The organism is Marinomonas rhizomae (assembly GCF_003315485.1).
Lineage (GTDB): Bacteria > Pseudomonadota > Gammaproteobacteria > Pseudomonadales > Marinomonadaceae > Marinomonas > Marinomonas rhizomae.
Map to the genome: position 1 here is coordinate 23863 of NZ_QNSE01000020.1, position 13430 is coordinate 37292.

11 protein-coding genes are annotated in these 13430 nt (G+C 43.3%); 6 read left to right on the forward strand and 5 right to left on the reverse strand.

Going from position 1 to position 13430, the window contains the following annotated elements; genetic code table 11:
• Positions 1–22: 22 nt before the first annotated feature.
• The 6 genes from DFP80_RS19380 to DFP80_RS19405 all read left to right on the forward strand — a co-directional run bounded on the left by DFP80_RS19380 (position 23) and on the right by DFP80_RS19405 (position 6111).
• Positions 23–2254, forward strand: coding sequence for a primosomal protein N' (locus tag DFP80_RS19380; protein ID WP_113918437.1), 2232 nt, complete (start codon positions 23–25; stop codon positions 2252–2254).
• 66 nt (positions 2255–2320) lie between these two features.
• Complete coding sequence (locus DFP80_RS19385; RefSeq protein ID WP_113918438.1) at positions 2321–2932, forward strand: SPOR domain-containing protein; 612 nt, start codon at positions 2321–2323, stop codon at positions 2930–2932.
• Between the two features lie 120 nt (positions 2933–3052).
• Positions 3053–3604, forward strand: coding sequence for an ATP-dependent protease subunit HslV (gene hslV, locus DFP80_RS19390; protein WP_113918439.1), 552 nt, complete (start codon positions 3053–3055; stop codon positions 3602–3604).
• Positions 3605–3680: 76 nt separating this feature from the next.
• Positions 3681–5003 carry an ATP-dependent protease ATPase subunit HslU gene (gene hslU, locus DFP80_RS19395; RefSeq protein ID WP_113918440.1) on the forward strand — a complete coding sequence of 441 codons (1323 nt, stop codon included), beginning with the start codon at positions 3681–3683 and terminating at the stop codon, positions 5001–5003.
• Between the two features lie 62 nt (positions 5004–5065).
• A complete protein-coding gene (locus DFP80_RS19400) occupies positions 5066–5449 on the forward strand; it encodes a gamma-butyrobetaine hydroxylase family protein (protein WP_113918441.1) in 384 nt (127 codons plus the stop codon).
• Between the two features lie 38 nt (positions 5450–5487).
• A complete protein-coding gene (locus DFP80_RS19405; protein WP_113918442.1) occupies positions 5488–6111 on the forward strand; it encodes a ubiquinone biosynthesis accessory factor UbiJ in 624 nt (207 codons plus the stop codon).
• Positions 6112–6177: 66 nt separating this feature from the next.
• Here DFP80_RS19405 and DFP80_RS19410 read toward each other — a convergent pair whose 3' ends face one another.
• The 5 genes from DFP80_RS19410 to DFP80_RS21080 form a co-directional block, all read right to left on the reverse strand.
• Complete coding sequence (locus DFP80_RS19410; RefSeq protein ID WP_113918443.1) at positions 6178–8916, reverse strand: M16 family metallopeptidase; 2739 nt, start codon at positions 8914–8916, stop codon at positions 6178–6180.
• Between the two features lie 20 nt (positions 8917–8936).
• Positions 8937–11021, reverse strand: coding sequence for a peptidase domain-containing ABC transporter (locus tag DFP80_RS19415; RefSeq protein ID WP_113918444.1), 2085 nt, complete (start codon positions 11019–11021; stop codon positions 8937–8939).
• A 4-nt stretch (positions 11022–11025) separates the two neighbouring features.
• On the reverse strand, positions 11026–12201 hold the full coding sequence (locus DFP80_RS19420; RefSeq protein WP_206610629.1) for a JmjC domain-containing protein: 1176 nt from the start codon (positions 12199–12201) through the stop codon (positions 11026–11028).
• 454 nt (positions 12202–12655) lie between these two features.
• Positions 12656–12967 (reverse strand): hypothetical protein, encoded by a 312-nt coding sequence (locus tag DFP80_RS19425; protein ID WP_113918445.1) that lies wholly within the window; start codon positions 12965–12967, stop codon positions 12656–12658.
• A 256-nt stretch (positions 12968–13223) separates the two neighbouring features.
• On the reverse strand, positions 13224–13427 hold the full coding sequence (locus tag DFP80_RS21080; protein WP_113918446.1) for a response regulator transcription factor: 204 nt from the start codon (positions 13425–13427) through the stop codon (positions 13224–13226).
• Positions 13428–13430: the final 3 nt, after the last annotated feature.

The window sequence follows — 13430 nt, forward strand, 5'->3', positions numbered from 1 at the left end:
TAAACAAGGTCTAACCTAACGCATGTCCGAGGCGCTTCTTACTCCTTATTCATTTATCAAAGTCGCTTTGCCTGTACCAATGCGCACACTGTTTGACTACAAGGTGCCCAAAGCGATCGCGCTAAGACACGAACTGAAACCCGGCATGCGTGTTAAAGTTCCTTTTGGTAAGAGCAGTCGTCTTGGCGTTATTGTCGCTCTAAGTGAAACCAGTGATTGGGATCCTAGTCAAGTTAAAGCACTGACCTCAATGCACGACCAGAGCCCGGTGATTACAAAAGAACTAATGGCACTGTGCGAATGGGCTGCGCGTTATTATCATCACCCAATTGGCGACGTTATTTTTCATGCTCTACCCGTTCTACTACGCAAAGGTGAAAGCGCGGAATTCCGCACAGAGAACTGGTGGCTTACCACACCCGAAGGACAGTCTTTACCCCTTGAACAACTTAGCAGAGCACCACGTCAGCAAGATTTTTTAAAAGCCGTACAGCAACATCCCAATGGTTTGAGCCAACATGCCGCTTCAGTCTTAGACCTGGCTCCGGCGGCCGGAAAAAGCCTAGAAAATAAAGGTCTGCTACGCCGAGAACCACGCTCTTTCAATAAAGGAGGTGAAAAACACGCACACCAAACTCAAGTTCCCCCGACCCTCAATCCGGAGCAAATACACGCAACCGAGCATTTATTAAACAACCGCCACCAATTCAACGTCGCTTTATTAGACGGTGTGACAGGCAGCGGCAAAACTGAAGTCTTTTTGCGAGTTATGGAACGACTGATTGAGGAAGGGAAGCAAATTTTAGTCATGGTCCCAGAAATCGGCCTGACACCACAAACGCTGAAGCGCTTTGAAAACCGCTTCAATACCGACATCGTCTTAATGCACTCTAATATGAGCGATAGAGAGCGTCTGGATGCTTGGCTATTGGCGGCCAGCGGCCACGCTAAAATCATCATAGGGACAAGGTCAGCGGCTTTTATTCCAGCGCCTAACCTTGGCTTGATAGTGATTGACGAGGAACACGATACCTCTTACAAACAACATGAAGGTTTTCGTTATCATGCTCGAGATCTTGCCGTAAAGCGTGCTCAAGCGCTGAACATTCCCGTTCTACTCGCCTCGGCCACACCGTCTTATGAAAGCCTCACCAACGCCCTGCAAAAACGCTTCGCTTGGCTAAAGCTTCGTCAACGAGCAGGCAATGCACACATTCCTGAAATGGAAAGAGTAGATCTGCGAGGCAAGACCTTAGTTCATGGTTTTAGCGAACACGCCCTTGCTAGCATGAAACTGTGTTTGGAACGAAAAGAGCAAGTCTTAGTATTTTTAAACCGTCGAGGTTATGCGCCAACCTTAATGTGTCATCAGTGTGGCTGGATTGCCGCTTGTGATCATTGCGACGTCAATTTGACCGTGCACAAACGCGCCAATAAACTACATTGCCATCATTGCGACACGCAAAAGGCATTGATTCATACTTGCCCTGAATGCCAATCGGAAGAATTATTTACCGTCGGCGAAGGCACTGAGCAAATTGAAACTCAGCTCAGTACACTTTTTAAAGAGGTACCGATTTTACGTATTGACCGTGACAGCACTCAGCGCAAATCCGCCATGGCGAAGCTCACCCAAAAAATCCACGAACATGACCAAGCGATCCTTATTGGTACGCAAATGCTGGCAAAAGGGCATCACTTTCCTAATGTCACACTTGTAGTCATCATGGACGCTGACGCGGGTTTATTCTCTTCCGATTTTCGGGGCATGGAGCGCACCGCTCAGCTGATTACCCAAGTCGCCGGCCGTGCTGGTCGAGCAAAAAAACAGGGACATGTATTGCTGCAAACTTACCACCCTGATCATGCGGCCATCGAATGTTTATGCAACCTAGGCTACGAACACTTTGCGATTGATGGCTTGGCCGAGCGTAAGTCACTCTCGCTTCCTCCTTTTTATCATCAAGTTATTATTCGCGCAGAGTCAGGTAATGAACAAGAAGCCATGCAGCTTTTAGCCGCCATGAGAAATGACCTTGAACCCTACTTTGCCAAGGACGTGCATCTGGTTGGCCCTTATGCAGCCATCATTGTTCGCAAAGCGGGACAGCATCGCGCTCTCATTTCAATTAAAGCCGCACAACGTGCACCTTTACATCAGGCAACGCAAATGATGACCGAGTGGTTAGAACAATCAACAAAACAACATAGAATTCGTTTTGCAATTGATGTTGATCCACTGGAAACTTACTGATCTTGCCCGCATAATATGCGCCACTCACGCTCTGTTTATTTACGCTAAAAGCAAAAAGCCCAAATTATGTTTAATCCTGTTCAAATTGCAGCAAAAGGAAGTCGCCCAAAAAAAGGGGCTACACGCCGAACACCGCCACCACAAAAACGTAAAACTGCATGGTGGTTATGGCTTCTAGTACCCGCAATCCTTGTGGCTTTTATTTATGGATTAATGCAATTAAACCAAGTTGCTCCCAAACCAAAACAGATAACAATCGACAAACCTAAAACGGCGTTACCCAAACCTAAGCCAGCGCCCGTAAAAGAAAAAGCACCAGTACCAGTGACGCCTAAAAAAGACACTTTTGAATTTTACCAAATCCTTCAAGATAGCGAAGTTGATACCAGTCACGTTGATGCTTATCAGTCAACGCCTCGTGGCGAGCAAGATTTTTATTACATGATACAAGCTGCGTCCTTCCGTAACGCTGAAGACGCTGACCGTATGCGCGCTAAATTGATCTTATCTGGCATGGTAGAAACGAGTGTCCGTAAAACCATCGGCAAAGGTGAGCAGCCTTGGTACCGTGTCGTTCTCGGTCCTTATGAGTCCCGCTCTAAAATGAACCGAGCAGAAGATAAACTCGTTTCCATGGATATTGCGTCCTACTCCTATAAAGTCAAAAAAGAGCAATAACGCCTCCTTACCATCACGTATAGATTGCATACAGAAAGTGAAAGCTTACTCTGTGTGCAATCCTCGCTTGAAATCCTCCGGCTTGCCCCCATTTCGTTAGAATCGAAACTGGAGTAGACCATGACAACAATTCTTACTGTACGAAAAGACAACCAAGTCGTCGTAGGCGGCGATGGACAAGTATCTTTAGGCAACACCGTGATGAAAGGCAATGCTCGTAAAGTGCGCCGCCTATACCATGGTGAAGTAATTGCCGGCTTCGCTGGCGGTACAGCGGATGCTTTTACCCTATTCGAACGCTTCGAAGGCCAACTAGAAAAACACCAAGGCCACCTTGTTCGTGCTGCCGTTGATCTTGCTAAAGACTGGCGCTCTGACCGAGCATTACGCAAATTAGAAGCTATGCTGATTGTCGCCAATAAAGAGAGCACTTTAGTCATTACGGGAACGGGGGATGTGGTCGAACCTCAACATGGCGCGCTGGCGATTGGCTCTGGCGGTAATTTCGCAGAAGCGGCAGCTCGAGCCTTGATTGACAACACAGACTTATCGGCCAAAGAAATCGTTGAAAAAAGTCTTAATATTGCGGCTGATATTTGTGTGTTCACCAATCACAGTTTAACTATCGAAGAAGTCACTGTTGATGCGCAACTTGAAGATAAGTCTAAGTAATACTTTACCAACGTATCGAAGCAAACATTAAAACGACGCAGATACCATAATTCAAGAATATAGAAGAGAATTGATAATGAGCAGCATGACCCCAAGAGAGACGGTTAACGCCTTAGACAACCACATTATTGGTCAACAAAAAGCAAAACGCGCGGTCGCTATCGCATTGCGTAACCGTTGGCGTCGAATGCAACTTCCAGAAGAAATGCGTGCGGAGGTAACTCCTAAAAATATTTTGATGATAGGGCCAACCGGTGTTGGTAAAACAGAAATTGCACGCCGTTTAGCCAAGCTATCCAATGCACCATTCATCAAGATTGAAGCCACTAAATTCACCGAAGTAGGCTATGTTGGTCGGGATGTAGAGTCTATTATCCGTGACCTAGTCGAAATGGCAATTAAAATGCTTCGTGAACAAGAAACGGCGAAACTGCGCCATAAAGCAGAAGATGCGGCAGAAGACCGCATTCTTGATGTGCTATTGCCTCCAGCTCGAGGTGGCGACCCTGAACTAGAAGACAATAGTACTCGTCAGACTTTCCGTAAAAAATTACGCGAAGGTCAATTGGATGACAAAGAAATAGACATCGATGTTGCCGATTCCCCAATGGGCGTAGAAATCATGACACCTCCTGGCATGGAAGAAATGACCAGCCAGCTGCAAAATATGTTCTCTAACTTCGGCTCACAAAAGACTAAAAAGCGTAAACTGAAAGTCAAAGAAGCATTACGCCAAGTTCGCGACGAAGAAGCCGCAAAATTAGTAAACGAAGAAGAACTAAAAGCTCGTGCAGTTGAAGTAGTTGAACAAAACGGCATCGTGTTCTTAGATGAAATCGATAAAGTGGCAAAAAGCTCTGAACGCTCTGGCGGTGAAGTTTCCCGTGAGGGTGTACAGCGTGATTTATTACCTTTGGTTGAAGGCTGTACCGTCAGCACAAAATACGGCATGATCAAAACTGATCACATCCTATTTATTGCGTCAGGTGCGTTTCACTTGTCTAAGCCATCAGACTTGATTCCTGAGCTACAAGGTCGCTTGCCCATTCGCGTTGAGCTAGACGCACTAACAGTGGGAGATTTCAAACGCATATTGGTCGAACCAAGCGCGTCTCTTACGAAGCAATATGTGGCGCTGGCAAAAACAGAAAACATCAACCTGAACTTTACTGAAGAAGGCATTCATCGTATTGCTGAGATTGCTTTCCAAGTGAACGAACGCACTGAAAATATCGGTGCTCGTCGATTACATACGGTGCTAGAGCGCCTGCTTGAGGAAGTGTCTTATTCCGCCAGCGACATGCCAAATGACCAAACGGTCGACATTACCGCTGCATACGTTGACGAACAGCTTGGCGAAATCGCCGAAAACGAAGATTTGAGCCAATACATTTTATAACTGACTCCTTCTTATAATCTAAAAGAAGCCCCTTCTATTGAAGGGGCCTTATAGGACAAAACATGGCAACGCCCGCGCCAACCACTATTAATTATCACAAGCAGTCCCGTGAATTGGCGCTCACTTTCGCTGACGGATTGAGCTTTCGCCTCAGTGCAGAGTTTTTACGCGTGCACTCACCTTCAGCCGAAGTCCGCGGTCATGGCTTACAAATGCCCATTCTGCAATACGGCAAAAAGCACGTTGGCATCTATAATATTGAAGGTGCAGGTAATTATGCGTTAAAAATTTCCTTTGATGATGGCCATGATACTGGTCTCTATACTTGGGAATACCTCTATAATATTGGTAAAAATCGCGACGAACTTTGGCAAATGTACTTAGATCGCCTTGAAAAAGAAGGCCAGACGCGTGACACTTCAGTGATTCAAATTCACCAAGTGTAGTTTTAACTGCATTCTAGCCATCATCGGGAAAATTTTTTATGGGTTCACTCAGTTTATCGGCACTCAGCGCCATTGAAAATGCGATCAATCTCGCCCTTAAACAAGACACGCCTTCCCAAAATCGTCTAAGTAAATTAGCAGGACAACAAGTCTTTCTTTATGTTGAAGACTTTGCCTTTATTTTGCAGATTCATATTCTCGAACAAGGCGTGATGCTGAGCCACCCAGAAAGTCTAAACGAAATTGAACTCGATCCGCGACTGGACACTCTTGTTCAAGGACCGAGCGCCGCGTACCGAAAATTACTTGAGGGAGATGGCTTCTTTGATGGCGATTTACGCATTCAGGGCAACGCTCAAGCCTTAATGACACTGCATAAAGTGATGGAAAATTTCGAATTCGATTGGGAAGGGTTACTCGCAGATCACATTGGTGACTTATCTGCAGCGGCCTTGGCTCGTTTGCTTCGCGCCCAATGGTCTTGGAGCAAAGAATTCGCCACCAACGCCAGAATGCAGATGGTTCATCACCTACAAACCGACAGCCAACTACTACCAAGTAAAATTGAATTCGACAACTTCGTCGATGAGATGGAAAGCTTCGGCACCCGTATTGATCGTACTGAAGCCAAGTTAAGAATCCTAGAGCGAGGCCGTCTTTAAAGTAATATTAGCCAGCATAAAAGTAATATATGACTCTCATGCTGGAAATGCGTTTAAACGTTAGCCTTACAGCTTAGGCACAGCCAAAATCTCTACCATTTCATCCACTTTAAAATAACGACTAGCCACTTCATTCACCCCGTCTAAAGTCGCACCTGCGTATTCATTGTTGCGGTCAATCCAAGATTCCATTGTCGTCCCTTCAGCCAGTTGTTTTGATAATAGACCAAGAACCTTAATTTCGTTGTTTAAGGTTTGACGGCGACTATCCAATATCGTTGATTTGGCTAGATCCAACTCATATTGAGAAATACCAAAGTTCGCTATTCGAGCAACTTCCTCTTTAACAGCATCGGCTAACCGCATACCTTGACCAGCGAAAAAGTCTCCTCGGATACTCACAAAAGCATAGTCGCCTTGAGTCGGTACACGTATCGATGAGCGAATGTCATAGGAAAGTTGTTCTTGCTCACGCAATCGTCTACTCACACGAGACGCTAGTGGATGTCGACCGAGCACATGCTCGATAATAAAAAGCTCGGCATCTTCTAGCGACTTACTATTTGCTGCAAAGTAAATGCGTCCATTGTAGTAACCAGAGTTCGAGCTCGACTTGAGAGACTGACGAATAGGCGTATGATCATTATGCATTATGACGATTGGCTCGTAGGTTGATCGACCCATCCAGTTGCCAAACAATACCTCTAGTGCTTCTTTTACTTCCTCAGAATCAAAATTTCCACTAATCGCCACCTCTCCATGCTGGGCACCATAATAGTCTCTATGAAATTGTTGTACCGTCTCTCGAGTTACCTTTTCAAGCTGCTGCTGCATCTCCTTTGGCTCTAGATGGCGTCTAACATCCTGTTGAGAATAGTGTTGTTCTGTATAGCGTCGCAACGCTCTATTTACGATATCTACAGGCTGAGTAACCGGAGTCATTAAGGCTTGCATTTGCTGTCTTTTAACCAGATCAAACTCTCTCTCAGTAAAAGATGGAACTTTTAACACCTCAGCAATCAAGCCTAGAACCTCTGTTAACTTACCAGGTGGGCTAGCAAAGCGAACACTTAACATTCCGCGCTTGGGCATAACATGAAAACCTGCGCCTAATTGATTCACTCTATCTATCAGTTCTTGATAGCTGCGCTTATGTGTTCCTCTGATCAGCAAAGTGCCAACAAGGTCTGATACAGCTTGGGTTCCTTTCAAAGTGTCTGGGTTACCAAAACGTAGATTAAGATGTCCTCTAATAAGGTCTTTACTGTCTGGTAAGGGACGTAACGCCACTTTCATGCCATTGCTCAGCTTATCACGCAGAATGCTACTTTCTATTGTTCTAATATAAGCATTAAACTCCTCAACATCTGGCATATCTAACTCTATCGCTGCTTTTTCACTAGCAGACATCCGTGAATACCTCTTTGTTGATGTTGCACTTCTGTCACTACTTAGCGGCTCATTAGCATTATCTGAAACACTATTCTCTTCCTGCTCTGCTAGCAAATAACCCACAACAGGCTTTTTATCAGCCAATAGAGTCTCAACGTGAACTTGTAATTGTACTGGTGTGAGTTTCTCAACTTGATCATGGCGCTGAAAGTTGAGTAACCAATTACCCTGCACTGCGGCTTCAGAAAGTACGTCCGATAGGCTAGCAGCATCATTTAAGATCAAGTTTTTTAGTGGGTGTCTCATCGTCTGAATACGCGCTAATTCCTCCATCGGTATTGGTTGCTCTCGTAGCCGTTCTATTTGAGCGATAAGCTCTTGCTGAATAACCTGCGGCGATTGCCCTTGCCCTAACACTGACCCAATTATCACTTGCCCTCCTTGCCGAAAAAATTGGGGAATGACAAAAACGGATTGGGCTTTTCCTGAGACAACAAGTGATTGGTAAAGCCGTCCATGAGGTTCACCTGCTAACATTTCGGCAAGTACGATTAATGCGGTGTTACGCTCATCCTGACTAGGTGGTAACTCATAACTCAAGGCCAATATGTTCAGTCCCCCCTGCTGAACTTGAATAGTACTGTCTGTATTTTTCGAAGGCGTATGTTTGATGTTATGGATGGCATGAGAAGAAGGCTTAATCTTCGCGAATCGATCATTCACGGATGAAAGAGCTTGATCTAAATCAAAACCACCAGTTAACACAAGTACGGCATTATTAGGGTGGTAATAGTCGGCATGAAATTGACGTAGATCTTGAAGCGTAATTGCTCGCAACTCATCATAGTTACCAAGAACGGGACGTCCGTACCCCTTTCCATCCCATGTTGCCGCAAGCAATTGTTGATTGAAGAAGCCTAATGGATCATTTTGTGCTCGAGCAATCTCTTGGCGAACCACTTCGACTTCGGCACTCATATCAGATTCTGAAAAAACAGGAACCACCATACGTTCTGCTTCAAGCTCCAACAAAAAATCCAACTTACTATGATCGGCATTTAATCTAGCGGAATAGCGAGTTCGATCAAAACTGGTCGTTGCATTGAATTGAATACCTTGCTCTTGCAAACCTGCCAGAAGCTGCGGCCCTGTGCGCTGAGTTGTACCCTTAAACATCATGTGCTCAAGAAAATGCGCCGTACCAGAAGCGCCTTCAGGGTCAGCTAAACTGCCTGTCAAATAAACAAGGTCGGCATGAATGACTTTTTTTTCAGCATCGGGAGCAAATAAAATACTCATGCCATTTTCTAGTCGATATTCGCTAATCCCCTCCCAACTTCTAATCAGTTCAGGTGAGGCTTTTGCTTGAGAAAAAAGAAAAACAAATAAAACAAACACTATATACCGCAACATTAGCCTATCCTTATTAGCAATTATGCAACTTCGTCTGTGTCTAAACGAATGTCTTCCGTTATCTTTCCTTGTTCGAAATGAATTATTCGAGAAACCATAGCAACCGTTTCTCTACGATGGGCAATAACGACTCGTGTCATGGACAATGACTGTAAGTTACTCACAACATGCTGCTCGCCATGCAAATCTAAATGACTGGTCGCTTCATCCAGTGCCAAAATGCTTGGCTGTTTATACAATGCTCTCGCTAATAACATCCGCTGCTTTTGTCCACCGGATAAACCACTCCCCATTTCAGCTACCAAAGTCTGATAACCCATCGGCATGTTTGTGATAGCTTTATGAATGTTGGCTTGCTGCGCAGCTTTTTCAATCCTCTCTTGTGTTGCACCAGCCTCGAAACACGCTATATTCTCAGCAAGAGAACCAGCCATAAGCTGATCATCCTGCATCACTACACCAACTATGTTCCTTAAAGCCGTTGGTCCCAGCTGACGAATCGAAATATCACCAATACGAATATCACCCTCGGTTGGCTCTAACAGCCCTAACATGAGCTTAAATAAAGTAGACTTACCACAACCAGAACGGCCAACTAAGGCAACCGCATCACCAGCATCAATTGTGAAGGATAGATCTTTAATGACCCAACGCTCGCCATCAGCATATCGAAAGGACACATTTTTAAACTCGATACGTGGTTCTATCCTGCTGAGGTCCGTTTCGATTGCAATATCTGACTCTGGTGTTTCAAGAGCAATATCAGCCAAGCGCTCTCCATGCAAAGATAGCATTTTGATTTCAATCCCTAGGTCAATCAGCTTGCTTGCGCGAGTAGTAAACTGACTTTTGTAAGCAAGGAACGCCAACAACATCCCTAACGTTAGGGTGTTACCTAAAACCGCAACTCCACCGACGTACAGAAGCAACATTCCCTCTAAACCAAAAATCAAAGTATTGCAGCCACCAAATACCAACAACATTTTTTGGGTTCTAAGATCTCGATTCTGCACATCGGTCAGTAAGTTTTGCCAAGTAGCCAATCGTAAGGGTGTTGAATTGAAGAGTTTCAGAGGCTGGACAGCACGAATAGTTTCTAAAAAATACGCATTTTCTCTTGTCGCTAAAACGATACGTTCTTCCATCGCATTTCGTAAGGGTACATAAAAAGCCCAACGAAGAAGCACATATAACGCAACCGCAGTCAGAACGATAACAGTCAACATTTTACTATAGAGTGTCATCAGTGTGAGCGTGATCAAGGCAACCAATGCATCAAGCAAGATAGTCACAGCACCATTTGTAATAACGGCACGAATAGCATCTAAGGATTGAAAGCGGGCCGTAATATCACCCAAATGCCGTTTTTCAAAAAAAGACCAAGATAGTCTCAATAAATGGTGAAAGAAATTGCTGGTCCATTGCAGCGTCAGCTGTTGGTTTAGCCTGAGCCCCATCCATCCCCTTGCCATACGCAAGACAAAGTCAATCACCAACAAAAGGCAACCACCGATGACAACTAACAACAATAAATCATAATCAGCCGAAACCAAGGCATGATCCACAACCCATTGCATAACTTGTGGCGATAACAGAGCAACAACTTCTAAAGCCAAAGCAAGCATAAGGATATTTACCAGAGCCCGTTTTAAACCAAGAACATGTCCAGTTAATTCGCGAAGTCGTAAACGAGGCTTCTTTTCTGCAGACTGGAATCTTGAATTTGGCGTCAGTTCTAAAGCAACCCCAGTAAAAAAACGAGAGACCTCGTCCATTGTTAATGTTCTTCGTCCCGCTGCTGGGTCCAGAATCGTCACCTTCTGCGTCCCTACCTTTTCTAGCACAACAAAGTGATTCAAGCTCCAGTGGAGGATGCAAGGCAGACGAAGTTGCTTCAATTCATCTAATTCCAACCGAACTGGACGACTGGAAAAATCTAATGACTGCGCATAATTAAGGATTTGTGGAAGATTAGTACCTTTAATTGAGATAGAAAAGCGTCGCCGTAAGGTTGGAAGATCTAAGTGCGAGCCATAGGCACTGGCAAGCATAGCAAGACAAGCAAGTCCACATTCATGGCTTTCTGATTGAAGAATAACTTTCATTTCATCAAACCATCTTCAGGGTAACATTATTCTCTTCCGAACCAATGACCACACTGTCAGAAACTGAAATCAACTCTAGAATATCATTCAATGCAAGTTGAAATAATAGCTCGTGAAGTTTATTTCTAGGATAGTTTGAGAACACAGTTAGAACATCGCTGACGGTACAAGCCTGATGCTTATTTATATAGTTAATAAGCTTCTGACTAATCTCATCTAAGTTTATTTTGTTACCATTAACTATCAAAAAGTTATTAGAAAACGGATAGAGTAAATTCACATTAAGTCTAATTCTTTGAGTCATTTCCAATTGACTTATCTTTCCATTGGCAAGAGTACCAAGTGATATTGGCGAATCAACTCTATGTTGTCCTATATAATCTGCCATAAACTGCTCATAAGTCGCCTCATCAGACATTAGTGAAGCAAACTCTTTTCCGAATCGATCTAATGATTCTTTACTTTCTTGGAATCCATGTAAATTATGGCGGCCATCCACTATATTAGGAGCCTTCTGAACAAGCCAACGGATATAATCAAAGCCAGTTGGCGCAAAGCTTCCAACAGCCAAATGAAATGTTTCTTCTCCCATAGGAATTGGATTATGCCACCAACCACGCGGTACATATAGAATATCGCCTTCTTCAAGTACGACATCTAAATAAACCTCTTCTGGTTCCTCAGCATCGGGCATATCTTTCGTTTGCTGCATGTACAAAGGGAGTTTGAAGGTTGGTTCTTTTAAAATCCAACGCTTACGGCCTTTTAACTGAACTGCAAAAACGTCACGAGTATCCCAATGGCAGCGATAAGAAGGCTTAGCACTAAATGCAGCATAACCACTCGTAATGACCTGTGCTTGAGCGAAATTAGCTATTTGTCGAGAAATATTGCTAACAAAGGGCTCATTACGGATACGATTATAAACTAGGGTTGCACCTTTACGCATATAATCATAAATAATAGGTTTTATATAACGATACTCCACTCTTCCTACATTGACATATGACTCTAAATACTTTGACTTTGGTACCTCATGACCATTCATCAATTTGAAACTAGGATCGGATGCGTCTGCCCTCTCATATATTTCACTAATATCTTTCCAAGACAACTCAATATCAGATACGATATTTAAAAAAAAAAGGTTTTTTATAAATATGGTTAGAAAAAAAATCATCCCTATAAGTATCGAACAAAATCAAAATCCTTTTAAGATCAACAATAAAATAACACTAATTATAGTTTGTACCATCCGAACAATAATCAGAGCCATCGGCTGCATTTCCTGCAGCCCCTCCAGTAATAGAAGACAACACTGTCGTCCTAAGAATATGGAGGGATAAGGGGCCTAGCAAAGCAGCAGTTCCACCAACAACTGCAGCTGTCGTAGCTCCTTACACTGTTGGCTAATTACCTTGAGTTGAATTAACTATTAGTTAGATAATCGACATCAGCTACTACTGCTTTAACTGCCACTACAATAAAAAACAAAGAAACTAGTAAAAGATAAAATGATACCTCCTACGACACCACCAAGAATTACCTTGAAAACCATTATAAAAAAATCATATGACTTATTTTTCAAAGCGAACTACCTTTAGAAAATTTAATGCATTGAATTCTTCATATATTTAGTAGCTTGTACCATCGCTAGAACAATAATTCGAGCCATCCATAGAGTCCAAAACATTTCCCGCTACCGCTCCACCAGTAGAAGAAAGTACAGAAGTTCTTAGAGAGCTCGCCCCGCCTCCTGATAAAGCCCCAACTGAAAAAGATGTAATAAGGCCTTTTTGTGTTATCTCTTGACCTTGAATTGCATTAGTTATGGTATAACCCAAAGCACTCGACACACCACCTACAGCCATTTTTATAGGAACCGTAACTAATGGACTAACACCTCCGCCAACACACTCTAACTCAGCTATATTAAGCTCTCTCATTTATCCCCCTATCAAGAAAAACATTTATAAAAAATCTAAAAAATCAACAATGAGACTTCCTAAGACTCCACTAATCACACCTACAAAAATAATTTTTAATAAAACCTTTAAAACCGATTTAAAAGTTTTTTTTTAATTTCCAAAGCTGACTCCAAAATAAGAATCTATATTTTCGTAAAAATATCGCGAACACTATTCATAAAAAATGTATTATTATAGATATAAAGTTAAGATATAATCCTACAGATGTAGGGTTTTAAAATTCACCACTTTCCATACTTTCAAAGTAATAAGCTGATACCAGCCGCTGTCTAGATGAAACCTGCTTCTTTCGAAGCAATGAGGAGACATGGTCCCTAACTGTGAAATGACTGATATTAAGCTCAGCAGCAATTTTTTTGTTGCTCTTCCCCTCTGCCAGAACTCGTAGAACTTCCTGTTCTCGATTTGTTAATCTCATAGT

Excerpts from the sequence above, each read along its gene's own strand:
- DFP80_RS19380 (WP_113918437.1), top strand. The coding sequence starts at position 23 with ATGTCCGAGGCGCTTCTTACTCCTTATTCATTTATCAAAGTCGCTTTG.
- DFP80_RS19385 (WP_113918438.1), top strand. The coding sequence starts at position 2,321 with ATGTTTAATCCTGTTCAAATTGCAGCAAAAGGAAGTCGCCCAAAAAAA.
- hslV (WP_113918439.1), top strand. The coding sequence starts at position 3,053 with ATGACAACAATTCTTACTGTACGAAAAGACAACCAAGTCGTCGTAGGC.
- hslU (WP_113918440.1), top strand. The coding sequence starts at position 3,681 with ATGAGCAGCATGACCCCAAGAGAGACGGTTAACGCCTTAGACAACCAC.
- DFP80_RS19400 (WP_113918441.1), top strand. The coding sequence starts at position 5,066 with ATGGCAACGCCCGCGCCAACCACTATTAATTATCACAAGCAGTCCCGT.
- DFP80_RS19405 (WP_113918442.1), top strand. The coding sequence starts at position 5,488 with ATGGGTTCACTCAGTTTATCGGCACTCAGCGCCATTGAAAATGCGATC.
- DFP80_RS19410 (WP_113918443.1), bottom strand. The coding sequence starts at position 8,916 with ATGTTGCGGTATATAGTGTTTGTTTTATTTGTTTTTCTTTTTTCTCAA.
- DFP80_RS19415 (WP_113918444.1), bottom strand. The coding sequence starts at position 11,021 with ATGAAAGTTATTCTTCAATCAGAAAGCCATGAATGTGGACTTGCTTGT.
- DFP80_RS19420 (WP_206610629.1), bottom strand. The coding sequence starts at position 12,201 with ATGATTTTTTTTCTAACCATATTTATAAAAAACCTTTTTTTTTTAAAT.
- DFP80_RS19425 (WP_113918445.1), bottom strand. The coding sequence starts at position 12,967 with ATGAGAGAGCTTAATATAGCTGAGTTAGAGTGTGTTGGCGGAGGTGTT.
- DFP80_RS21080 (WP_113918446.1), bottom strand. The coding sequence starts at position 13,427 with ATGAGATTAACAAATCGAGAACAGGAAGTTCTACGAGTTCTGGCAGAG.